21 protein-coding genes and 1 tRNA gene are annotated in these 21,668 nt (G+C 62.8%); 14 read left to right on the top strand and 8 right to left on the bottom strand.

Annotated elements, in window-relative coordinates; all coding sequences use genetic code 11:
- Positions 1–75: 75 nt before the first annotated feature.
- The gene (locus IEX64_RS03950; RefSeq protein WP_188818382.1) at positions 76–921 is read right to left on the bottom strand and encodes a hypothetical protein; all 846 of its coding nucleotides are present in this window, start codon (positions 919–921) and stop codon (positions 76–78) included.
- A 361-nt stretch (positions 922–1,282) separates the two neighbouring features.
- On the opposite strand from IEX64_RS03950, the gene IEX64_RS03945 reads away from it, so the two are divergent.
- The 5 genes from IEX64_RS03945 to IEX64_RS03925 all read left to right on the top strand — a co-directional run bounded on the left by IEX64_RS03945 (position 1,283) and on the right by IEX64_RS03925 (position 4,492).
- On the top strand, positions 1,283–1,945 hold the full coding sequence (locus tag IEX64_RS03945) for an energy transducer TonB (protein WP_188818381.1): 663 nt from the start codon (positions 1,283–1,285) through the stop codon (positions 1,943–1,945).
- Between the two features lie 65 nt (positions 1,946–2,010).
- Complete coding sequence (locus IEX64_RS03940; protein ID WP_188818380.1) at positions 2,011–2,784, top strand: MotA/TolQ/ExbB proton channel family protein; 774 nt, start codon at positions 2,011–2,013, stop codon at positions 2,782–2,784.
- A 119-nt stretch (positions 2,785–2,903) separates the two neighbouring features.
- Positions 2,904–3,437, top strand: a complete 534-nt coding sequence (locus IEX64_RS03935; RefSeq protein WP_188818379.1) for an ExbD/TolR family protein — start codon at positions 2,904–2,906, stop codon at positions 3,435–3,437.
- A gap of 29 nt (positions 3,438–3,466) precedes the next feature.
- Positions 3,467–3,901 (top strand): ExbD/TolR family protein, encoded by a 435-nt coding sequence (locus tag IEX64_RS03930; RefSeq protein ID WP_188818378.1) that lies wholly within the window; start codon positions 3,467–3,469, stop codon positions 3,899–3,901.
- A 162-nt stretch (positions 3,902–4,063) separates the two neighbouring features.
- Entirely contained in the window at positions 4,064–4,492 is a 429-nt protein-coding gene (locus IEX64_RS03925) for an ExbD/TolR family protein (RefSeq protein ID WP_188818377.1), read from the top strand.
- A 12-nt stretch (positions 4,493–4,504) separates the two neighbouring features.
- Here IEX64_RS03925 and IEX64_RS03920 read toward each other — a convergent pair whose 3' ends face one another.
- Positions 4,505–6,970: a ligase-associated DNA damage response DEXH box helicase gene (locus tag IEX64_RS03920; protein ID WP_188818376.1), complete on the bottom strand. Its 2,466-nt coding sequence runs from the start codon at positions 6,968–6,970 to the stop codon at positions 4,505–4,507.
- A 133-nt stretch (positions 6,971–7,103) separates the two neighbouring features.
- On the opposite strand from IEX64_RS03920, the gene IEX64_RS03915 reads away from it, so the two are divergent.
- On the top strand, positions 7,104–8,378 hold the full coding sequence (locus IEX64_RS03915; RefSeq protein WP_188818375.1) for an MgtC/SapB family protein: 1,275 nt from the start codon (positions 7,104–7,106) through the stop codon (positions 8,376–8,378).
- On the opposite strand, the gene pgmG is transcribed toward IEX64_RS03915, so the two are convergent.
- The 3 genes from pgmG to IEX64_RS03900 are packed head-to-tail and all read right to left on the bottom strand — an operon-like array spanning position 8,375 to position 10,887.
- Positions 8,375–9,769, bottom strand: a complete 1,395-nt coding sequence (gene pgmG, locus IEX64_RS03910) for a phosphoglucomutase/phosphomannomutase PgmG (RefSeq protein WP_188818374.1) — start codon at positions 9,767–9,769, stop codon at positions 8,375–8,377. The two genes, IEX64_RS03915 and pgmG, sit on opposite strands and share 4 nt — an antisense overlap.
- An 8-nt stretch (positions 9,770–9,777) precedes the next feature.
- Positions 9,778–10,068, bottom strand: coding sequence for a J domain-containing protein (locus IEX64_RS03905; RefSeq protein ID WP_188818373.1), 291 nt, complete (start codon positions 10,066–10,068; stop codon positions 9,778–9,780).
- 9 nt (positions 10,069–10,077) lie between these two features.
- Positions 10,078–10,887, bottom strand: coding sequence for a division plane positioning ATPase MipZ (locus tag IEX64_RS03900; protein WP_188818372.1), 810 nt, complete (start codon positions 10,885–10,887; stop codon positions 10,078–10,080).
- Between the two features lie 139 nt (positions 10,888–11,026).
- On the opposite strand from IEX64_RS03900, the gene panC reads away from it, so the two are divergent.
- From panC to IEX64_RS03865, 7 genes are all read left to right on the top strand, one after another.
- Positions 11,027–11,887 carry a pantoate--beta-alanine ligase gene (panC, locus tag IEX64_RS03895; RefSeq protein WP_188818371.1) on the top strand — a complete coding sequence of 287 codons (861 nt, stop codon included), beginning with the start codon at positions 11,027–11,029 and terminating at the stop codon, positions 11,885–11,887.
- 119 nt (positions 11,888–12,006) lie between these two features.
- On the top strand, positions 12,007–12,780 hold the full coding sequence (locus IEX64_RS03890) for a CsgG/HfaB family protein (RefSeq protein ID WP_188818370.1): 774 nt from the start codon (positions 12,007–12,009) through the stop codon (positions 12,778–12,780).
- 536 nt (positions 12,781–13,316) lie between these two features.
- Positions 13,317–14,003 (top strand): response regulator transcription factor, encoded by a 687-nt coding sequence (locus IEX64_RS03885; RefSeq protein WP_188818369.1) that lies wholly within the window; start codon positions 13,317–13,319, stop codon positions 14,001–14,003.
- Positions 14,000–15,355: a sensor histidine kinase gene (locus IEX64_RS03880; protein WP_188818368.1), complete on the top strand. Its 1,356-nt coding sequence runs from the start codon at positions 14,000–14,002 to the stop codon at positions 15,353–15,355. The genes IEX64_RS03885 and IEX64_RS03880 overlap by 4 nt, the downstream gene beginning before the upstream one ends.
- The gene (locus IEX64_RS03875; protein ID WP_229710054.1) at positions 15,352–15,924 is read left to right on the top strand and encodes a hypothetical protein; all 573 of its coding nucleotides are present in this window, start codon (positions 15,352–15,354) and stop codon (positions 15,922–15,924) included. Before IEX64_RS03880 ends, IEX64_RS03875 begins: the two co-directional genes overlap by 4 nt.
- Positions 15,925–16,068: 144 nt before the next feature.
- Positions 16,069–16,142, top strand: a tRNA-Gly gene (locus IEX64_RS03870).
- Positions 16,143–16,342: 200 nt separating this feature from the next.
- Positions 16,343–17,554, top strand: a complete 1,212-nt coding sequence (locus IEX64_RS03865; RefSeq protein WP_188818367.1) for a tyrosine-type recombinase/integrase — start codon at positions 16,343–16,345, stop codon at positions 17,552–17,554.
- A gap of 82 nt (positions 17,555–17,636) precedes the next feature.
- Here the strand turns inward: IEX64_RS03865 and IEX64_RS03860 are convergent, their stop codons facing one another.
- Together IEX64_RS03860 and IEX64_RS03855 are read right to left on the bottom strand one after the other, a co-directional pair.
- Positions 17,637–18,227, bottom strand: coding sequence for a hypothetical protein (locus IEX64_RS03860; protein ID WP_188818366.1), 591 nt, complete (start codon positions 18,225–18,227; stop codon positions 17,637–17,639).
- Complete coding sequence (locus tag IEX64_RS03855) at positions 18,224–18,592, bottom strand: tetratricopeptide repeat protein (protein ID WP_229710053.1); 369 nt, start codon at positions 18,590–18,592, stop codon at positions 18,224–18,226. The genes IEX64_RS03860 and IEX64_RS03855 overlap by 4 nt, the downstream gene beginning before the upstream one ends.
- A gap of 46 nt (positions 18,593–18,638) precedes the next feature.
- Here IEX64_RS03855 and IEX64_RS03850 point away from each other — a divergent pair, with 46 nt between their 5' ends.
- Positions 18,639–19,826: a YiiX/YebB-like N1pC/P60 family cysteine hydrolase gene (locus tag IEX64_RS03850; protein WP_229710052.1), complete on the top strand. Its 1,188-nt coding sequence runs from the start codon at positions 18,639–18,641 to the stop codon at positions 19,824–19,826.
- Between the two features lie 868 nt (positions 19,827–20,694).
- Here IEX64_RS03850 and IEX64_RS03845 read toward each other — a convergent pair.
- Positions 20,695–21,636: a Vgb family protein gene (locus IEX64_RS03845; RefSeq protein ID WP_188818363.1), complete on the bottom strand. Its 942-nt coding sequence runs from the start codon at positions 21,634–21,636 to the stop codon at positions 20,695–20,697.
- Between the last annotated feature and the right edge of the window lie 32 nt (positions 21,637–21,668).

Below are 21,668 nucleotides of genomic sequence, written 5' to 3'. Positions count from 1 at the left end.
TCGGTGGCGCGCCCTACGGCAGGCGCGGGCGAATTTCCAGCGCCTTCGCGTCACGGCACCGCCGCAGTGATGGGCTCAGGACAAGTTGCGCTCGCAAACGCCCAGGTCGCCGAGCACCATGCGATAGTCGGCTTCGGCCTGTTTCTTCGCTGCATATCCATCGGAAACGTTCGCATCGGAAGGCGGCGAATTGGGCAGGAAGCAAGCCAGACGATACCATGCCAGAGTGTTGCGCTCCGGGGGATGCCCGACATTGGCGACAAGCTCGGAGAACGACACGCCCCAGGCAGGCGGCGTACCGGGATGATGGCGGACCGTGATCGACGCGGCCGAGCCATCCTTGGTCTTCAGGAATATCTGCGTTTCGCCCTGCCCGGCAAGCGTGCCCGGCACATAAAAGAGCTCGCGCACACCCGTGATGACCGCAGGGGCATCGGGCGACACCAGCGATTTCAGGATTCCCCGCAGCCGCGCCTCGCCGGCTTCCGTCCACGGTCGCTGTGCGGTCGGCGTCACCAGTTGCAGTTCGTCCGGACGACCGGGAACGCTCCTTGCGAACAGGAACACATCGGTCTTTTTGAGTTTGGGTGGCTTGCCCCGGGAATCGAGCGGCAAGTCCACCAGATATTTGACCGATTCGCCAAGCGGCGCGCTGCCGGTGAGAAGCGACTTGGTCTGAGCCTCTACGTAATATCGCCCATATCCCGGCGCCAACCCAGGCGCGCGTTCGTCCTTGACCCGCAGCAATTTTTTAACTTGTGCCAGAACCACCATACCTGACGAATCGGCTAGGTCGGCGATATCGGCATAAGTCGGTTCCGACACGGTGACGGAAGGCGCCTGCGCGTGGGACGGGAGCGCCTGAAACGCAAGCATAGACCCGCCCAAGATCGCCAGTACGGGCTTTAATTTCGATGACATGAGGGACAATCTCCGTGGAAACATCGAATGTTATAGACGGGCCTGTGACGCGCACAAAATCGCATTGGTCGGCTTTGGCACTCCCCCGCCTGAATCACGCGTTAACCCCTGAATGGCCGATAAGGCGTTGCGCAGGGGGGGCATCGCCGCTAAGGAAACTCGCGAAAAGGGGCAAAAACACAAAAATGCTCCAACGGTTCGCTTGCCCGTCGCTCTCGTACGGCAGGTGGATTGTCAGCCGTCAGGGTGGGTAATTTCGAGTTTCGTCATGGGGTCCTCTTCCGGGGAGCTCATGGGCGCCTTTGGGCTTGTCCACTTTTTGGATTGGTTCCGGGGCTTGGTAATGGAGTGAAGGGTCTGAATGGCTTACGCTGACCAGCAAATGAGCGGTAATAAGATTACTGCGCTTGTCATTGTCGCACTGATCCATGTCTTCGTCGGTTATGCGCTCGTTACGGGCCTTGCCTATGAGGCGGCGAAGAAGGTCATCAACAAGGTGACGACAGTCGACATCAAGGAACCGGAGGAGCCGAAGGAGGAGCCTCCACCACCGCCGCCGAAGCAGGAGGATACACCGCCTCCGCCGATCGTGGCCCCACCGCCGCCGATCAATATCGCCCCGGCCCCGCCGCCGGTGCAGACGGTAATCACGCCGCCGCCGCCTCCGCCGGTGGTGATCCAGACCGCTGCTCCGCCGCCACCGCCGCCGCCACCACCCGCGCCTTCCAAGGCTCGTGGTGCGTCGCCCAAGCGCATGAGCAGCTGGGCAGGTCGTATCCAGGCGAACTATCCTACCCGCGCAGCGCGTGAAGGTCGTGAAGGTCGCGTTGGCGTTCGCGTCACCATCGATGCGGAAGGTCGTGTAAGCTCCTGCTCTGTCTCGAGTTCCAGCGGTAGTCCGGATCTGGACGAGGCCGCATGCGAGGGCATGGAGCGTTATGCACGTTTCGATCCCGCGCTGAACGACGCAGGAAACCCGACCTCGGGCTCCTACTCGACCGCGATCGTCTACAAGTTAAACTAATTCGACGGCTCGATCGGGCCCCGGCGCCCGGTCACATCCTGCATTCTTCTTGAGAGGTAAATCGCATGCTTATCGTTGATATCCTTGCCGCTGCCGGCGAAGCCGCGCCGCAGAACAAGTTCGGCTTCGCTGAAGCTCTCGAACAGGGCGGCTTCATCGCCTACGCCACCGTCGTGATCCTCGGCATCATGTCGTTCGGCTCGTTCTACATCCTCTTCACCAAGTGGTTCGAACAGTCGAAGATCATGCGCCAGTACGGTGCTGTCCGCACGTCTTTCTGGAAGGCTCCGACCCTCAAGGAAGGCGCCACCAAGCTCGAGAAGAACAGCGCATGGCGCCAGATCGTCGACGACGGCGTGAAGGCTGAAGAAGAAGCTTCGAAGCTGAAGGACCCGACCGAGTCGCATGACTGGCTTCACGGCTCGCTCGCCCGTTCGGAATCCTCGATCAACGCCCGCCTCGCCGGTGGTCTTCCCTTCCTCGCCACCGTCGGCGCTACCGCACCGTTCATCGGTCTGTTCGGTACCGTTGTCGGCATCTACCGCGCCCTGATCGCGATCGGTCTCGCCGGTTCGGCCTCAATCGACAAGGTCGCCGGCCCGGTCGGTGAAGCTCTGATCATGACCGCGCTCGGCCTGCTCGTCGCCGTTCCGGCCGTGCTTGCCTACAACTACCTGCAGGCTCGCAACAAGCGCATCGCCGAGATGCTGACCGGCTTCTCGACCGACGTCCTCGCCAACATCGCCTCGGGCGGCGCCGTCAAGCCGGCCGTTGCCACCACCGCTGCCGGTGCAAAGCCTGCTCCGGCCAAGCCGGCTGCCGCTCCGACCAAGTCGTAAGGAGCACGGGTTTGCGGAACCGGACCGACCGGTTCCGCTCCCCGCAAGGGGTCCGGCGACGGTTCGATGCATGCAACCCGTCGCCTGCCCCCAGGCAACGCAAGGATTAGGATAAGACTATGGCGATATCCACGGGCGGAGGCGGTGCCGAAACACCGATGTCCGACATCAACACGACGCCGCTCGTCGACGTCATGTTGGTGCTGCTGATCATCTTCCTTATCGCGGTTCCGGTCGCGATCCAGACGATCGAGAAGCTGCGCATCCCGGTCATTCCGGCTGTCGAATCGAAGGACAAGGTCGAGAACCTCCTTCTTACCGTCTCGACCACTGACGATGCCGGCCGCAGCGCTGGCGAGCCGGGCTACGAGGGCGCGTCCCGCAACGGCGAATGCCGCATCTACTTCAACAACATCACGCCGGTTACTTCCGAAGAGCTCCGCGACAAGGCCTTCAAGCGCCTTGACAGCATCGTGAAGCGCGCAGGTGGTCCCGAGGCTCTGATGTCCAACCCGGAGCTGATCCCGCAGGTGCATATCCGCGGTGACGTCAACGCTCCGTGGCGGTGCATTGCCGGCGCGATCTACAACGTCCAGATTTCGGGTTATCCGACGGTTGGCTTCATCACCAACCCGATCGACCCGAACGGGTGACGTTCAGGCAGGAACAGGAGTAACATTCCATGGCAATGTCAGGCGGCAGCGACGATGGCTCGCCGATGATGGAGATGAACACGACGCCTTTGATCGACGTCATGCTCTGCCTCCTCATCATGTTCATCATGTCCATCCCGGTTGCGACCCACTCGATCGACATCGATCTTCCGGTGGCCACTCCTCCCACGGACACTCCCCCGCCGATCGACCCGGTCAAGAACAAGGTCGTGCTCACGGCGAACAACGAGATCATGTGGAACGGCACCCAGATTGACGGTGCCCGTCTGCTGACCACGTTGCAGTCCACCACCCGCATGGACCCCGAACCGGAACTGCAGTTCCAGCCGGAACCCCAAGCCAGCTATGACCTGTCGGCCCAAGTGCTGCAGATCATCAAGGCTTCGAAGGTCTCGAAGTTCGGTTTCGTCGGCAACGAACAGTTCGCCGAATTCGGCAAGTAAGCCGGACCGACATCGGATCTTTTGCAAGATCGAACGAAAAGGGGCGGAGCGATCCGCCCCTTTTTTGTGCCTTAAGGACATGCTGAGCGATACTTATTGGCAAAGGACCCGTCAGTGGATTAGATACGGATCAGGCGCGGAGCAGTCAGAGAGGACATGCTCATGCAATCTGCCGCGTCCGTCCCATCCGCACCACCCATTGCCGACATCAACACGACGCCGCTGATCGACGTCATGCTGGTCTTGCTGATCATGTTCGTGATCACCATTCCGGCCGCCACCGCCAGTATAGACATCGACCTGCCGGGAAAGAGCGAAACGGGTCCGCTGGTTTTCGATCCGGTGAAGAACAAGATCGTGCTTACTCCGGACGGCACCATCGAATGGAACGGCACCCCCATATCGGCCGGGCAACTGTCGGCCCTACTCTACAAGACCACGCGCATGCCGGTCGAGCCTGAGCTCCAGTTCGAACCCGATGCCCAGGCCAGCTACGACCTCGCCGCGCGCGTGCTGGACACGATCAAGGCCTCCGGCGTGACGCGCTTCGGTTTCATCGGCAACGAGCGCCATCGCGACTTCGGCAAGTAAAGCGGCTGACCGCTAGGCCGGATCATCCTCCGCTTCCGGTGCGTCGAGACGCATGGCCATGGCCGCGAGGCTTTCCGCCTCCACCAGCAAGTCGTCGTCCGCCGCGCCGGAGGGGAGGCTTTCGCGTCCGATCATCGATAGGGCGGGTACCGACAGCGGGCTGATCCGCTCGAGATGCACGTGATCGATCTCACGCGCCGCCCGATCGAGGACGTCGCCGACACGGTCGATATCGGTCATGCGCGCACGGGCATCGGCCCAGGCGGCCTCGATCAGCAGATGATCGGGCTCGTACTTGCGCAGCACGTCGTAGATGAGATCGGTCGAAAAGGTGACCTGCCGCCCCGACTTGCGCTTGCCCGGCTGCTGCCGCTCGACGAGCCCGGAGATCACCGCCACTTCGCGAAAGGCACGGCGCAGCAGGTAACTCTGCTGCACCCAGTCGACGAACTCATGCGTCAGAATATCAGGCGACAGCAGAGCCGCGGGATCGTCCACCGGCTTCAGCCCCCAGACGACCAGCGTGTAGTCGGTCGCCACGAAGCCAAGCGGGCCCAGCCCCCTCTGCTCCATCCGCCGGGTGATCAGCATGCCCAGCGACTGGTTCGCCGGCCAACCTTCGAAGGTGTAGTAGCTGGTATAGGCCAGTTCGCGGTGCGGAAAGCTCTCCACCAACAGCCGTCCGGGCGCCGGCAGGTGCGAGCGCCAGTCCTGCACTTCCAGCCACTCGCGCACGTCGTCGGGAAAGCGCGCCCAGCCGGCACGGTCGGAGAGCATCTCGCGCACCCGGTCGGCCAGATGCGTCGAGATCGGCATACGCTGGCCCATATAGCTGGGAATCGTCGCCGAGCGCTTCGCCGCGCGCACGATCAGATCGAGATCCTTGAGCGATTCCACTTCGAGATCCATGCCGGCGAAACGGAAGGTGTCGCCCACTTCCAGACTGGCCCCAAAACCTTCCTCGACCTTGCCGAGCGAACGGCCGTTGCGAAACCGCACGTCGAGCATTTCGGCATCGACGATGATCCCGGCATTGAGCCGATGACGCGCGGCATGTTCGGGATGGGTCAGACGCCATGTGCCGTCCTTCTCGCGCACGATCCGTCGGAACCGATCGTAGGAGCGCAGCGCGTATCCGCCGGTCGCAACGAAATCGAGCACGCGGGCGAAAACGGCCTCATCCACCCAAGCATAGGAAAGCGAAGAGCGCACTTCGGACAGCAGCGCTTCCTCGCGAAAGGGGCCGGCGCAGGCCACTGCCATGACATGCTGCGCCAGCACGTCGAGCCCGCCGGGACGGAAGGCCTCGCCATCGCGCTGCCCCTCGCGCACCGCCTGCTGCGCCGCGAAGGCTTCGAGAAACTCGAAGCGGTTGCCGGGCACGAGCAGCGCCTCGCTGGGCTGGTCCAGACGGTGGTTGGCCCGGCCGATACGCTGCAACAGCCGAGATGAGCCCTTTGGCGCGCCCATCTGCACGACGAGATCGATATCGCCCCAGTCTATGCCGAGATCGAGGCTCGCCGTGCAGACCAGTGCCCGCAACTCGCCGCGCGCCATCGCGCCCTCCACCTTGCGACGCGCTTCCTTCGAGAGCGAGCCGTGATGGATGCCGATAGGCAGTGTATCCTCGTTGGCGTTCCACAGTTCCTGAAAGATATATTCCGCCAGAAACCGCGTGTTGGTGAACACGAGCGTCGTGCGGTGTGCCTTGATCTGCTCGATCAGCTGCGGGATCGCCCATGTCGCGGCGTGGCCGCTCCAGGGAATGCGCTCGACCCGCGGCAAGAGGATTTCCAGCTCGGGATCGGCGCCCTGCTCCCCCTCGACCAGCGCAACACTGTCGAGATCTCCCCATGGCGCGAGCCAGCCGCGATAGTCATCCGGGTCGGCCAGCGTCGCCGAGAGCGCGGCGCGCTCCAGGTCGGGGCTCAGCGCCTGCAACCGCGACAAGGAAAGCGCCAGCAGATCGCCCCGCTTGCCGGTGGCGAAAGCGTGGACCTCGTCGATCACGACGCGCTTGAGACTGCGGAACAATTCCGGGGCTTCCGGATAGCTGAGCAGCAGCGAGAGCGATTCCGGTGTCGTCAGCAGCACGTGCGGCGGACGGGCGCGCTGCCGCGCCTTGCGATCCGAAGGCGTATCCCCGCTGCGGGTCTCCACGCGAATGGGCAGTCCGATCTCCTCGATCGGCGCGATCAGGTTGCGCTGGACATCGTGCGCCAGAGCCTTGAGCGGTGAAACGTAGAGCGTGTGCAGCCCTTCGGGCACAGCGGCGCCGTCCAGGCGGCTCGGGCAAAAGGCCGCAAGTGTCGGCAAAAAACCGGCCAGCGTCTTGCCCGCGCCGGTATCGGCCACCAGCAAGGCATGGCGGCCGGCATCGGATGCCGCCAGCATTTCGCTCTGGTGCCGCCTGACCCGCCAGTCACGCGCAGCAAACCATGCAGCAATTTCGGGAGGGACTTCGCCCTGACTGTTCATTGTCCCTTCGCGGTTCTGCAACGCCATGCCATGCCGGTGGTGGAGCATATAAACCCGTCGTGCGAAAGGCGGTCTCTTGCACAAGCGCCCCGGTTGGCCGATGAGCCGGGCAACCGCAACGACAGCACCCGCAATGATTTCGCTTCCCGGCTATGCCCACCTGATCAATGTCGCCATGGCCCTCGCGCTGGGCCTGCTCGTAGGCCTGCAGCGCGGGTGGGTGCTGCGCGAGCGCGCCGCCGGGTCGCGCTTCGCGGGCTTCCGGACATTCGCGCTGATCGGGCTGGCGGGTGGTATTGCCGGTATCCTCTTCGATCACGCGCGCGGCCCCGCCACCGGCCTTTTGGTGGCCGTAATGGTGCTGGTGCTGCTCGGCTATGAACATACCTCGCGCGAAAGCGGCCGCCTAGACGGTACATCCGGCGTGGTCGCGCTGCTGACGCTGGCGAGCGGCTTTCTCGTCGGCACCGGAGAGCGACTGACCGGCACTGCCGTGGCCGTCGTCATGGTCCTGATCCTTGCCATGCGCGAGCAGCTCCACCGCTGGGTGCGCCACCTGAACGAGAAGGAAGTCCTCTCAATCGCGCGCTTCGCACTGATAGCCCTCGTGATCCTGCCTATCCTGCCCGATCAGCCCTACGGCCCCTTCGACGCGTGGAACCCGCGCAAATTGTGGATGGTGGTCGTGCTCGTCTCAGGCTTTTCCTTCGCCGGCTATTTCGCAGCGCGCATGCTGGGGCCGACCCGCGCCGTGATCGCAACCGCAGCGGCAGGGTCGATGGTTTCTTCCACCGCGGTGACCGCCTCGCTCGCGACGCGCATGCGCGACGGAACCGAGGGCACGCCCATCCTAGCGGCAGGGGTTTCGGCCGCCTCGGTCGTCATGTTCCTGCGCGTCGTCGCCCTCACCGCCGCCATCGCGCCTTTCGCGCTGCTGCCGCTGATCCGCCTGATCATACCCGGCATGCTGGTCAGCCTCGTCATCACCGCCTGGTACCTGCGCAAGGTTCCGCGTGGCCCGACCTCACAAAGCGAGGAAGACGTGCCGATGCGCAATCCCTTCGACCTTGCCCCCGCATTCATCCTCACCGCGCTGGTCATGGCGCTGACGGTCGCGGCGCGTTGGGTGCTGGAACAGTTCGGCGACCGCGAACTCGCGCTGGTGCTGGCCGTATCGGGCACCGTCGATGTCGATTCCACGATCATCACCATGGGCAACCTGCCCTCCGACACGCTTCCCCAGACGACCGCAGCGCTGGTGCTCGCCTTTTCAGTCACGCTCAACACGCTGTTCAAGGGCTTCGTGTCGGCAAGCGTGGGCGGCTGGACCAAGGGCAAGCACGGTGCCCTGCCCCTCGTTGCCGCAGCGCTCGCCGTCATCGCCGGCGCGCTGGTAATGATTTTCTAGCTGCGCGCGAGGCCGGACAGAGCCAGTTGCGCATCGATCTGACCGATCAGCCGTTCGAGCCCCTCGGCTCTCTCGCTCTCGGCCCGCGCGGTCAGCACGTCCTGCGTGTTCGAAGCGCGCAGCAACCACCAACCGTCCGGCGTCGTCACGCGAACACCATCGATCGCGACCATATCCGCGTCGCTCTGCGCCAGCCGCGCCTGCACTTCCGCGATGGCTGCGAACTTGCGGCTTTCCTCGACGGGAAAGCGCAGTTCGGGGGTGTTGAACGTCTCGGGCATGGCGGTGCGCAGATCGGTCAGCGGAGTGCCCAGGCGCACCGTCGCGGCCATCAGCCGCACGGCGGCATAGAGACCATCGTCGAAGCCGAAATAGTCATCGGCAAAAAACACATGCCCGCTCATCTCGCCCCCCAGCGGCGCGCCGGTTTCGAGCATCTTGGCCTTCACCAGCGAATGGCCCGACTTCCACATGATCGGCTGCCCGCCCAGTTGAGCCACGCGGTCGAACAGCGTGCGGGAAGCCTTCACGTCGGCAATCACTGCCGCGCCCGGCATTCGCTGCAGCACATCCTCGGCAAAGATCGCCAGCAGTTGATCGCCCCAGATCACGCGGCCTGTGCTGTCGATGGCGCCGATACGGTCGGCATCGCCATCGAAAGCGACGCCGAAGTCGAGCCCCTCGCGCGCAACCAGTGCCTGCAGATCGGCAAGGTTCGCTTCGATGGTGGGATCGGGGTGATGATTGGGAAAGTGCCCGTCCACCCCGGTGAAGAGCAGATGGTGCTCGCCGGGCAGCCGCGACGTCAGCAGTTCGACTGCCGGCCCGGCCGCCCCGTTACCGGCATCCCAGCCGATGCGGAGTGCCTTCAACGGTTCCTTCGGCACGCCTTCAACCCCGTGTAGCAGCCGCTCGACATAGGCCTCCAGAACGCTCCGCTCCTCCGTGCGGCCCGAGCCAGTGTCCCAGTCGCCCGCTGCCGCCATGGAGCCAAGGCCCTCGATATCCGTCCCGAAGAAAGGGCGCCCGCCGAGCACGAACTTGAAGCCGTTGTGATCGCGCGGGTTATGGCTGCCGGTGATCTGGATACCGCCATCGACGTCAGCCATCGACGCCTCGGCATAGTAGAGCATCGGCGTGGGTCCCAGACCGATGCGCACGACGTCTACACCGCCGTCCGTGAGCCCCTCCACCAGCGCCGCTTCCAGCATCGGCGAACTGAGCCTGCCGTCGTAGCCCACCACAATGCGCCGCCCGCCGTTGCGCAACACGACCGTCGCGAAGGAGCGGCCCACGGCATAAGCATCTTCAGCCCCCAGCGTTTTACCGACCACGCCGCGAATGTCGTATTCGCGCAGGATCGTCGGTTCGAAACGGTGGTTGGTGGGCATTGTCCGGTTCAGGCTGAAGATTTCGGCGTCAGTTCGGCGAGCAGCATGTCGCGCGCGGCGTTAGCCTCATGCACCTGCTCGCTGCTGCCGCCGCGGTCGGGATGGACCGCGGCAAGGCGGCGACGATGGGCTTCGAGGATGTCCTTGCGCCCCGCGCCCGCAGACACGCCGAGCACTTCGCGGGCATGGGCCAGTGCGAAGGTCTGCCGGATCTGCGGTTTCTTCTGCCAGGGCCAGCGGCCCTTGAGGACGCGCCAGGCGATGCAGGCCAGCGCGATCAGCCAGAGCAGCTTCAGCATGACGCGCTGCTATTGCGCGGCAAGGGCCAGGTCCTGCTGCCCGCGCGACGGCATCGGCAGCTTCAGCCCGGCGACGAGGCTGCGCAGTTCCTGCCGCGCGACAAGATGGCTGGTGCCCAGCTCGCCCAGATAGCCCTTGTCGAGCAGCGTCAGGCCCGAAGGGAAAAGCTCGCGGTAGATAACGCGCTCCGAAAGGCCGCTGGCAACGCGAAAACCGACGCGCTTGGACAATTCGCCCAGCGCCCCTTCGAGACGACGCATGTTGCGTGCCTCGACGTGCTGGACACGGTTGCGCACCACGACCCAGTCCATTTCCTTGCGGCCTTCTTCCAGCGTCTTCATGCTGCGCTTCTTGCGCGTTTCCCACATGAGCTCGGCATAGAAGGACAGCTTCTTCACCTTGAAGCTCTCGCCCTCCACCTGACCGATCAGGTCGAAGTCGACGAAGCTGTCGTTGAGCGGCGTCACCAGCGTATCGGCGGTGGTCGCCACGTGGCGTGCGAAAGGATCGTCGCGGCCGGGCGTGTCGAAGATCAGGAAGTCGTATCCATCGGCAATCTGCTCGGCGAGATCGTCGAGCTCGGCGATATCGTCGCCGTCATAGACCGCGAAGCGCGCGCCCGGCAGCGCGATTTCGCGGCGTCTTTCGGTCTCGACCCGGTTTTCCAGATAGCGGAACAAGGTGCGCTGACGCGGATCGAGGTCGATCGCGGCGACATTCGCGCCCTGATAGGCAAGCGCGATGGCGACATGAACCGCCGTGGTGGACTTGCCGGTGCCACCCTTTTCATTTGCGAAGACGATGCGATGCGCTGTCACGAACTGGTGATCGCTTTCCTGCTGCGGGCCCGGTTGGCTGACCCTCGTAAGTTCAAATCCATTGCCGCACAGGGCACGCTGCGGCTAAGGGCTGGCGCGTCTGCCGGTCAAGCACATCATATCGGAGCAGCCCCAGCCAATGCAAATCGTCCACAGCCTTGATCCACTGCGCAGTGCAGTTGCCCAGCTGCGCCAATCCGGAACCCTTGCGCTGGTGCCGACCATGGGCGCGCTGCATGAAGGTCATCTGACACTGGTTCGCGAAGCCAAAAAGCGCGCGGAGCACGTCGCCGTCTCGATCTTCGTCAACCCGCTGCAGTTCGGCGCAGGCGAGGATCTTGATGCCTACCCCCGCCAGCTCGAACGCGACTGTGCTATGCTGGAAAAGGAAGGCGTCGCGCTCGTCTGGGCACCCACGGTTGACGTGATGTACCCGCAGGGCTTTGCCACGAACATCTCGGTATCCGGCGTCAGCGAAGGTTTGTGCGGCGGCTCCCGTCCGGGCCATTTCGATGGCGTCGCCACCGTGGTCTGCAAGCTGTTCCATCAGGTCCTGCCCGACATGGCCCTGTTCGGAGAGAAGGACTGGCAGCAACTTGCCGTCATCCGCCGCACGGCCCGCGATCTCGACCTGACGCGTCCTCATGCCGACAACATCCTCGGCGTACCGACAGTGCGCGAGGCGGATGGCCTGGCGATGTCTTCGCGCAATGCCTACCTGACCGCCGAACAACGCCTCCAAGCCGCCGGGCTTCCTGCAGCCATGAAGAAGGCCATCGCCACCATCGAGGCAGGGTCGTCGGTCGCCGATGCCCTTGCCACGCTGCAATCGGACCTGCTTGCTTCAGGCTTCCTCTCGATCGACTATGCCGAACTGCGTGATGCGGACAATCTTATCCCGCTCGACAGCCACTCGCCGCGACCGATGCGTCTGCTGGTGGCCGCACGCATCGGCAAGGCGCGTCTCATAGACAACATGGCCGTCACTCCGACCGTCTGATAGTATATCCTCACAGACATCGTCATTTGTCCCAAGTCCTTTCGAGACCTAGGATTATGTCTGTAACGGGACTGGGCAGTCCGCGTGCCCTGCATGCGGCAGTAACAGGGAGGATCTTCATGAATAAGGTTATTTGCGCACTCGGTGCGTTGGCGGTGTCGCTCACATCAACTTCGTCTTTTGCCGAGAGCCAGTCGTCTGCACGCAAGCAGCAGGATCGCGGCACACAGGAAATTCCCGTGTGCACGCAGAACCTTGGCACCGTGGCCATCGTCGAACCGGACAACAAGTGGTGGCGCGAACTCAGCCTTGGCAGCCCCGAAGCGATCCTGCGCGTGTTCGTCCAGCGTTCGGGCTGCTTCACGCTGGTGAACCGTGGCCGTTCGATGCAAAATCGCGCGATGGAGCGGGCACTTGCCGACCAGGGCGAATTGCAGGCCGGTTCCAACCTCGGCAAGGGTCAGGTCAAGGCGGCCGACTACTTCCTGCAGCCGGACATCGTCTCGACCAACAGCAACTCGGGCGGCACCAGCGTCGGCGGCCTGCTTGGCGGCATCGGTGGCGGCCTGTTCGGCCGTAGCGTCGGCGCGATTGCCGGCGGCCTCAACATCAAGAAGGGTGAGGCCAACGTCACGCTCTCGATCGTCAATGCCCGTACCACTGTGGAAGAGGCACTGGTCGAAGGCTATGCCCGCAAGTCCGACGTCAGCTTCGGCGGCGGCGGTGGCGGCTTCTTCGGCGGCACTTTCGCGGCGGCCGGTGGCGGCGGCTACCAGAACACCAAGATCGGCCAGATCATCGTTCTCGCCTATCTCGACGCCTATACCAAGCTGGTGACACAGCTTGGTGGCCTGCCGGCAGATGCTGCCGCGGCAGCCCCCGAAGCGCAGTAACCCCGCACGGATATTCGGGAACAGGGTGGAGCGACGAGACCACCCTGTTCTCGGGCTATACTTTGCGTTTACTCGGCATCATCCCAAGGCACGGCTAACAGGCATTGTCAGGGGACCGATCCGCCCTTCAGGCGTACTATAGGTTTTCGTAGGATCGACATGCATTCCAGGACCGGCAATGAAGTCTTTCGAACGAGAATATCGCACGATTGTAACGGCGAACCGGACCATGGGGGTAAGGATCGCCAAGGTCATCGCGCGTCAATCCGGGGAAACGGGCGCGCCGATCCCAGTCCCCTTAAGCGGCGTTCCGTAACCCCCCGCCCTGTGCCGGTTCGTTCGGCCGGACGGGACCGCAGGTCGGGAGGACCTGTCCCCGGAAGGACGAAACGGAGCGGCACGGGCATTCCCGCCCACGATACCAGAGGGTGCCTCCTCGATATCGTGGGCGGGGATTCCAGAACCTTTTGTGGCATTTACAAGCTGCGCGCAGTAATAAACACTAGGTGCGGCAACAAGGGGAGCGTCAAGGCATCATGAGCGGGCTCAACATCCTCTACATCGAGGACGATGCTCGCGCCGCCTCGCAAGTTCAGGAGCTGGCTGCCAATTCGGGCGACGCCGTGACCTGGACCGCTACCGGTAACGACGGGCTGAAGCGCGCCGGTGTCGAACGCTTCGACGTGATCATCCTCGACCGCATGCTTCCCGATCTTGACGGGCTCACGATCCTTTCGCGGCTCCGCGAAAGCGGCGTCGGAACTCCGGTGCTGATGCTGTCCGCGCTAGGCCGCACGACGGACCGCGCCGAAGGTCTGGACGGTGGCGCCGACGACTATCTTGCCAAGCCATTCGAGGCCGAAGAGCTGCTGGCACGTCTGCGCGCGCTTCATCGCCGCGCTTCCGGCCGGGCGCACAGCGCCGTGATCCTCTACGGGGCGTTCGAATGCCATGTGAAAGCCCGCACGGCATTTCGCGACAATCGCCACCTGTCGCTGAGCCCCAAGGAGTTCGAACTGTTTCGCTACTTCATGGAAAACGCGGGTGAAGTCCTGACCCGCGAAATGCTGCTGCGCGACGTGTGGAAGATGAATTTCGACCCGCAGACGAACGTCGTCGATGTCAACATCGGCCGCCTGCGGCGCAAACTCGAAGACGGCTTCGCCTCGCCTGCGCTCGAAACGATCTGGGGTTCCGGTTATCGGCTTCTGGACGGTCAGTGACGCATCTCGTCGCGATCCGGCATTCCATATTCGCGCAGATCGTCCTGTGGGCGATCTTCACCGCCGCTGAAATCACCTTCGGTCTGTGGCTGCTAACCGACACGACGATTCAGCGCACCAATCACCTGGCCATGGAGCGGGCCGTCGACCTCGACCTGGCCGGCATGATCGACATCTACGCCAGCGGCGGTGCCGAGGAACTCTCGAAGCGCATAGAGGACCGCCTCGCGCTGCAGCCGCGCAACGGCAATGCCGCGCACTACCTTCTCGCCGATGCCAACGGCAAGCCCATCGCAGGCGACCTGAAGCGCTGGCCCGACCTGCATGCAACCGTCTCCGAAGCTGCGGAAATCCGCCTGAACGGCGATACAGAGGCCTTTGCCCGCGCCACGCAGCTTGGCCCCAATCTGCGGCTCCTGGTAGCGCACGAACACCACGATCTCGACGTTCTCCTGCGTCAGGTCGGTCTGGCCTTCCTCACCGGCGGCGTCCTTGCCGTTCTGGCCGTGGCGCTGGGCGGATGGATGGCGGCCCACCGCCTCGCCGGCCGCCTTGAAAGGATCAATGCCGCGTTCCGCCAGCCCGACGATTCCGCGCTTGAGCAGCTGGCCAGAGGCTCGGGCGGCCGCGACGAGATCGACGAGCTTACCTCGCACTCGGGCAATGCCCTTGCCCGCCTGCGGCAGCTGGCGGCGGCCCAACGCGAAACCACCGATCACGTCGCGCACGAGATCCGCACGCCGCTGATGCATCTCGACAACCGGCTGGTGAAGGCCCTCGCCGCAACCCCGGACCCTGAAACAGCCGCCCGCATCGCCGATGCCCGCACCGAAATCCGGGGCATCATCCGCATGCTGGAATCGCTGCTCGATATCGCCGCCAGCGAGGCCCGGCGCGGCGACCGGCACGGGCTTTCCCCGGTCGATCTCAGCGGCCTCGTAACGCGTCTGGCCGAACTCTACGCCGACAGCGCCGAGGAATCGGGACACAGCTTCAAGGTCGACATCGAACCCGGTGTCACCATCGAAGGCGAAGAGATGGCTCTTACCCGCCTGATCACGAACCTGCTCGACAATGCCTTCAAGTTCGTGCCCTCCGGCGGAACCGTCTGGCTGGCGCTGCGCAAGGGGCCGAGGCTGATCGTCAGCGACGATGGACCGGGCGTTCCCGAAGACCAGTACGATGAGATCTTCGAAAAGTTCAGCCGCGGCGGACGTCCCTCGTCGAGCGAAGGCACAGGCCTCGGCCTCGCGCTGTGCCGGGCCATTGCCGAGCGGCACCATCTGGAGATAAACTTGATCCCGACTGAAAAGGGAGCCTGTTTTACAGTTACGCCGGAGGCGAAACGATGAAGCACGATGGCATGAAACGCGCGACAAGGGCCACGCTTGCACTGTTGGCCTTGGTGTCCAGCCCCATGCTTCTGGCGCAGGACCGCGCACCGGCGCGGGGAGAGCGAGTCGCGCTGGCACTTGCAACCGCCCAGAACGCACAGGGCAAGATGGACCGCAGGGAACTCGCCTCGGCGCTGGCCGTAATCGACCGCAGCGGCGCGCATCCACTGGCCGAGTGGAACGGAACCGATCCGGTCCCGCAATGGCGCGCCCTCGTTCCCGACACGGCACCGCCGATGCGCGGCAGCCCGCTGGGTCCGGGCTATCGTAGCGGGCAGATCATGGGCGGCCGCAGCGAAAGCTTCGAACAGGTATTCCTATCCGGCCAGAAAGCCAGCATCGCCCTGTCGACGCCGGGCAATGCCCCGATTTCGCTGCACGTGCTGGATCCTGAGCGCAAACCGGTCTGCGTGATCCGCAACACCAAGCGGACATGCCACTGGGTTCCCATCTTCACCCAGCGCTACACGATAGAAGTGCACAATTCGGGCGACGGCGTGGCCGACTATTTCCTCGTCATCGACTGATCGACGCTGCGACGGCGACCTGTCTACCCGCCCGAGAATGCATATTGACCGAACACCCGAGAATGTGGCAATCGCCTTGCGCTTGCGGCGCCCTTGGCAACCGCAGCGCAGCCCGCGAGCGAAACCCCGGTTTCCTGCAGGTTTGCGGGTGTAGCTCAATGGTAGAGCAGAAGCTTCCCAAGCTTACGACGAGGGTTCGATTCCCTTCACCCGCTCCAGCCGTATCTTCAAAAGCCTTCCCTTACAGCGTATAAAGCCCGCAGAAATCCTAGGATTTCTTGTCCTCGGCTGTCCGAATTTGACCACCCTTTTCCGGTCGCATCTGCGATCATTGGGGGCCTTTTAGGGGCTTAGCCGCTTCCGGACAATTGAAAGAGCCCCCAGCGTGGGGGCCTCTTACGGAAAAAGGCTTTGGCTCATGGCACTTACCGACATTGCAATTCGAAACGCGAAACCCAAAGAGAAGCCCTACAAGTTGGGTGATAGCCTTGGAATGTTCCTGCAGGTCCAGCCCACAGGCGGCAAGCTCTGGCGATTCAAGTATCGTATTCATGGGCGGGAGCGAAAGCTCGCGATTGGCACCTACCCCGCCATCAGCTTAGCAGAAGCCCGTCGTAAACGAGACGCGGCCCGGGATTTGGTTGCTGCCGGTCAGGATCCGTCAATAGAGAAACGGCGGTCAAAGCTGCGCGGTGAGATGCAGGCAGCAACAACGTTCTCCTCTGTCGCGGCCGAGTTCTGCGAAAAGCGAAAAATGGATGGACAGAGGCGCTGGGCTCCCGCCACTGCTGTCCGCAGCGAGTATCTGCTTTCGCTCTTGACGGTCTCGATTGGAAATATGCCGATCGCCGATATCCAGCCGATTGACGTCCTTGGAGCCGTGCGCAGGATCGAAAAGCGAGGCAAATTGGAGAGCGCACGACGAACACTTCAACTCGCAGGTGCCGTGTTTCGCTATGCCGTGGCAACAGCGCGCATCTCAACCGATCCTACGCGCGATTTGCGTGGCGCTCTGATGGCGCCGAAAGTGACACACTATGGCGCGATAATAGAACCGGAACGGGTAGGCGATCTGCTCCGGGCAATTGAAGGCTACGACGGTCAGGAACTCACGAAGCTTGCCTTGCAACTCGCTCCCCATGTGTTTGTCCGTCCCGGCGAACTTCGCCACGCAGAATGGAGCGAATTCGACCTTGATGGCGCTCTTTGGACAATACCCGCGCTGAAGACAAAAATGCGCAAAGAACATCGTGTGCCGCTTTCCCGGCAATCCATCGCAATTATCGAAGCGGCACATAGGCTGACTGGGCCGAAGGGCTATCTGTTTCCATCCATGCGGGCGCGTTCACGGCCCATGAGCGACAATACGATCAACGCGGGCCTGCGTCGCCTTGGCTACTCAACAGACGAAATGACCGCGCACGGATTCCGCGCGATGGCATCGACGCTGTTGAACGAAAGCGGGCTCTGGCACCCCGATGCGATCGAGCGAGCGCTTGCTCACGGCGACAGCGACAAGGTTCGCGCCGCCTATCACCGTGGCGCTCATTGGCAGGAGCGCGTGCAGATGGCTCAGTGGTGGAGCGATTATCTCGACCGCCTTCGAGCCAAGAATTATGCGGTGGGATAGGGAAAAAAGACAATCTTGGCCTTGAGGCGAATGGGCGGCTTGGAACAGGCGAGCCGATCATTTCGGTTGACGACAGTATGAGTCATTTCAAAATCGCTGAGTCGGCAAGCTGCCGAAAGTCGCCAATGACCGTATCGTAGTAGTGCAGGCGGGGCGCATCGAAAGTGATCATATAGAGTTTGCCATCAATGATGGCTGCTCGGGCTTCGCCTTTCCGGGTGAGTTGGTCATCGTCAACGAACCGGTAGGTGAAGATCACTCCGTCACAGCCGAGAAACCTGGTGGGATCGATCGAGAGGACGTCGAATGAGGCCACATTCTTGTAGGTCCGGTATGTCCCCTCCAGTAGATCCGGGATCTCCACTAGAAGCGTCGACTTGGTGAACTTGGGAAGCGGATCGCGCTTCTTGTTTCGATCCTTGACGAGCGGCTCGCCTGGAGGAACATCCGCGAAAAACGTAACATCGTTCAACTGCTCGCCGTCGAGCGTCCAAACCTCGGCATGTTTGCCGGGCCGGCCACTCAACCGGTTCCAATCCCGAGCTGGTGTGACGTGTACGTCAGACTTTGCAACATCGACAGTTTCGCCACTTGAACACAGCTTGTGAGCATATGCTGGCGCAGCCACACTGAATAGCGCAGTAACCGCGAGGATCCATCCAAAGTACTTCATTGCGTCGCCTCCTTCGGAAGCATCAGCCGGACCATGCCCGCATCTTCAGCTTCAGGCTTCAGTTCAAGATATGTTTTCAGAGCTCTCTGCCCTTCCGAGCGGCGCCCTGTCTTGAAAAGGCAAAGCCCCAGGCCGCGATATGCGGACGCCAGGGTTGGATCGAGGTCGATGGCGTTCTCGTAAAACCGGGCTGCATGTACAAGATCGCGCTGGTTACCTCGAGCTCGGAAAAGTTCGCCGCGCGCCTTCCAAAGCTCGGCGTTCCAGCCGAATTCGGCTAGCTGGGTGATGATGTAATCGCTGGCACCGAAGTCGTTCAACTTGATCTGGTCATCCAGGAACAGTGGCAACCAGGGAGTGATCATCTTGCGATAGCGGATTCCGCCAACGCTAGGAAAAGTCGGTAAGGTCGTGCGCCGTGCGACTAAGGGCGAAGTCTCACATGCGATGATCTGCGTGCAGTACGGGGCGACCATCGATTCCACCGATGCCGGGGTGCAGGCGAGCAACATCCAGCGCGAACTCTACGGGGCCGAGGACACGGTGATCGTGCTCCGGTTACGGGAACCACCTGACCAGCTCGCGCTGCAGGCAATCGTCGAGTTCGCGAGGTCGGAGATCGGCACCCGTTATTCGCAGATCGAGGCGGCGCGCACAGTGACCGGCGGACCCAAGCCGCGCTCGAAGCAGATGTTCTGCTCGCGGCTCGTCGCCCGCGCGTATGCCGCGGCGGGCGTCCAGCTCGTTCCTGATCCCGATTACTGCAGCCCCGACGACCTGCGTGTCAGCTCGCTTCTAGTCGAGGTGCCCGACATGCTTGAGATCGTGGGCGAGAGTGAGTTGGAGGCGTGGGCGGCGCGCGCCAATCCAATCGTCGCGACCCACGACGCCCAGAATGCGATCTTGGCCGCTGCACGCGCGCTCGATCCGTCGATCGAGAACTTTAACGACCTCGATGCCTTCGTGCAGGCCCATCCCGAGCACGACGATGTCATCGCACGGGCGTATCGCGACACGGGTTACCTGGACATCTGGCGGAACGACTTCGCGGTCAATCCATGGCACTACGACTTGGCCGAGATGGAGGCCGCGATGAACGACCGGACGGTCGTGGAGATACGTGGATACTGCATCGCGACGATCCGCGAATACCACACCGGCGGCCTGCGGTTCGCAGTGAACCTTGCGCACTACGAACGCGCGATGCAGGCCAACCCCCGACGCACGACCGCGCAGCTCGTCCAGCTGTATCGCCAGCTTGTTCAGAACGACCACATGCGTCGGACGGTGGCGCTCGAATGGCTTCGTCGCCGCTACCCGCCGGATGCCAAGACGGAGTTGCAGCGCATCGTCCCGCACACGGAATGGTGGTTCTCCATTATCGACCGGGTTGAGCCTCGGCTCGGCGTGATCGCCCGGATGAACATCAAAGCTGCCGGTAGCGCGGCCGGCTGCTCGTCGTGCGGCGACACCGCCGACGACTTCCTGATCGTCAACGGTGCCGAGGCTATGCCGGGCGTTCCCTCGCTGCGGCTCTGCCCGGACTGCGTTGCCATCCGCAGCGGATACGGCGAGATTTTCGCGCCGATCGACGACTGAGGCGTTGCAACGGTGGGGAATGACCATGCCGACTGCTCGGAACCGCAATATCAGCTGGCGTCCCCAACGAGACACAGCTTTCGTCGGCTCTCTACAACCGCCTAAGCAAGAACTTTCATGAATAAGTCGGGTGTGATACCCGTTCTCGGGAAATCGGGTTTCATGCCCGAAGTAGAGAGGTGGATTGGTGCGGCTTGTGACTACGCGCAGAGCGACGAGCCTGACCGGTCTCTCCACCGAGCAGCTGCGCGAGTGGTCGAGCCGGCGGGCGTTGATCCCTGCCGACTTACAGAACCGCGGGCGTGGCTCGCAGGCCATGGATGAAGGATTGAGCTTTCCATTCCTTCAAGGGCGTTCGCAAAGCGAATCGCAGCCATCCCAGTCCATGGCAATCCAATTGCAGCCAAAATATTCCCGGCCCTCATTGGGGGCTCTTTTTTGGCCCTTCGGCGGCAAGGCTATGAAAATATGGAAGAATAACGAGGGAATTAAATTCCCTTCACCTCCAGCTTCGCTTCAATTTCCAACCGCTTTCAAAAACGCCGCAAGCGGTGAAATGTGGCAGGGGCCTGCGCGACGAAACTCTTGCGCATCCGGTGTGTTCATACCCGCAATACATCGAATTATTACGGTTGACTGATTTCGTAATATATTTACGCTGCCAGGCATCAGTTTCGAATTACCCTGATCTAGCAGATACCTGCCGGCACTAAGCCGCGATGCGTCCGTCCTTGGACTGGCGCATCGCGGCGCCTTTTTGGCTGCCTGGTTCCGGCCGCGAATTATAACCACCGCCCACATGATTACGGCCGGACCCGATGGATCCGGCCGTTCTTTGTACCTGGCACCGGGTAACGCCTTTCAGGCGCTATTTCTCGGTATCGGCGGCCACCAATACGGAGGTCGGCCACCATGTCAGCGTGTGCTCGTCATGCGCCGTCGTCCAGACGCCGGTATCGGTATAGCGCAGGGCGCCGCTCCCGGCAGGTTTGCCCAGGCGGGCGTCGATTGCGTTGGTTTCGGCATCGATGATCACGAAGACCTGATCGTCGGTCGTGCGCAGCCAGACCTTGCCGCCGCCGGTATCGACATCGCCCCACTTGAGGTTGTCGCCCACCTTGATGCGCTCGGTCACTTCGCCGGTTTCGGGATCGACCCGCGCAAGCGTGCCGTCGCCCTGTTCTTGCACCCACACGGCGCCTTCACCGGCCGCGAGGAAGCCGGGCTGCGTGCCGAGCGGCGTGGTACCGACGACGGTGTTGGTTGCCGGGTCGATGCGCTGCAGGCTCTGCTTTTCCGCGCTGACGGCCCAGACCGAGCCGAAACCGAAGGCCAGATACCACGTACCGGGATCGACCTTGACCGAGGCGATCACTTCATCGGTTTCGGGATCGATACGCGAGACGACGCCGGCGTTGTCGGTGGCAAGCCAGACCGAGCCGGCGCCCGCGACGACATTCATTTCACCCTGGCGGTTGGCAATGCCGGTCGGGAGCGACTTGATCAGTTCCGACGTGCGGATGTTGACCTTGTTGAGCGTGCCGCCAATGCATTCGGCGACCCAGAGCGAGCCGTGCGAGATGGCCATGGTTCCGCACGGACGCTCCATCGCGACTTCACCGAGCTTGCCCGAGCGCGACCAGACTTCGACCCGGCCCTTGTTGGTGGTCCAGACCGTCTCGCCATCGACGGCGAGGAAGTCGGCGAAGCCGGGCACGGTGATAACCTGCTCGCCCTCTGCAAGCGCGGGCTGCGAGGCTGCCGCAAGGCCGGCCGTGGCGGTGAGCAAAGTAAGCTTGAGCTTGTTCATCGTATCCCTCTTCGGTCTTGCGGCAATGAAGT

Source organism: Novosphingobium indicum (assembly GCF_014645195.1).
GTDB classification, from domain to species: Bacteria; Pseudomonadota; Alphaproteobacteria; order Sphingomonadales; family Sphingomonadaceae; genus Novosphingobium; species Novosphingobium indicum.
The sequence above is the reverse complement of the archived record's forward strand: the minus strand, read 5'-3'. Positions and strand labels throughout refer to the sequence as shown.

What these genes read in the sequence shown, in the direction of transcription:
- IEX64_RS03950 (WP_188818382.1), bottom strand. Translation starts at nt 921, where the DNA reads ATGTCATCGAAATTAAAGCCCGTACTGGCGATCTTGGGCGGGTCTATG.
- IEX64_RS03945 (WP_188818381.1), top strand. Translation starts at nt 1,283, where the DNA reads ATGGCTTACGCTGACCAGCAAATGAGCGGTAATAAGATTACTGCGCTT.
- IEX64_RS03940 (WP_188818380.1), top strand. Translation starts at nt 2,011, where the DNA reads ATGCTTATCGTTGATATCCTTGCCGCTGCCGGCGAAGCCGCGCCGCAG.
- IEX64_RS03935 (WP_188818379.1), top strand. Translation starts at nt 2,904, where the DNA reads ATGGCGATATCCACGGGCGGAGGCGGTGCCGAAACACCGATGTCCGAC.
- IEX64_RS03930 (WP_188818378.1), top strand. Translation starts at nt 3,467, where the DNA reads ATGGCAATGTCAGGCGGCAGCGACGATGGCTCGCCGATGATGGAGATG.
- IEX64_RS03925 (WP_188818377.1), top strand. Translation starts at nt 4,064, where the DNA reads ATGCAATCTGCCGCGTCCGTCCCATCCGCACCACCCATTGCCGACATC.
- IEX64_RS03920 (WP_188818376.1), bottom strand. Translation starts at nt 6,970, where the DNA reads ATGAACAGTCAGGGCGAAGTCCCTCCCGAAATTGCTGCATGGTTTGCT.
- IEX64_RS03915 (WP_188818375.1), top strand. Translation starts at nt 7,104, where the DNA reads ATGATTTCGCTTCCCGGCTATGCCCACCTGATCAATGTCGCCATGGCC.
- pgmG (WP_188818374.1), bottom strand. Translation starts at nt 9,769, where the DNA reads ATGCCCACCAACCACCGTTTCGAACCGACGATCCTGCGCGAATACGAC.
- IEX64_RS03905 (WP_188818373.1), bottom strand. Translation starts at nt 10,068, where the DNA reads ATGCTGAAGCTGCTCTGGCTGATCGCGCTGGCCTGCATCGCCTGGCGC.
- panC (WP_188818371.1), top strand. Translation starts at nt 11,027, where the DNA reads ATGCAAATCGTCCACAGCCTTGATCCACTGCGCAGTGCAGTTGCCCAG.
- IEX64_RS03890 (WP_188818370.1), top strand. Translation starts at nt 12,007, where the DNA reads ATGAATAAGGTTATTTGCGCACTCGGTGCGTTGGCGGTGTCGCTCACA.
- IEX64_RS03885 (WP_188818369.1), top strand. Translation starts at nt 13,317, where the DNA reads ATGAGCGGGCTCAACATCCTCTACATCGAGGACGATGCTCGCGCCGCC.
- IEX64_RS03875 (WP_229710054.1), top strand. Translation starts at nt 15,352, where the DNA reads ATGAAGCACGATGGCATGAAACGCGCGACAAGGGCCACGCTTGCACTG.
- IEX64_RS03865 (WP_188818367.1), top strand. Translation starts at nt 16,343, where the DNA reads ATGGCACTTACCGACATTGCAATTCGAAACGCGAAACCCAAAGAGAAG.
- IEX64_RS03860 (WP_188818366.1), bottom strand. Translation starts at nt 18,227, where the DNA reads ATGAAGTACTTTGGATGGATCCTCGCGGTTACTGCGCTATTCAGTGTG.
- IEX64_RS03855 (WP_229710053.1), bottom strand. Translation starts at nt 18,592, where the DNA reads ATGATCACTCCCTGGTTGCCACTGTTCCTGGATGACCAGATCAAGTTG.
- IEX64_RS03845 (WP_188818363.1), bottom strand. Translation starts at nt 21,636, where the DNA reads ATGAACAAGCTCAAGCTTACTTTGCTCACCGCCACGGCCGGCCTTGCG.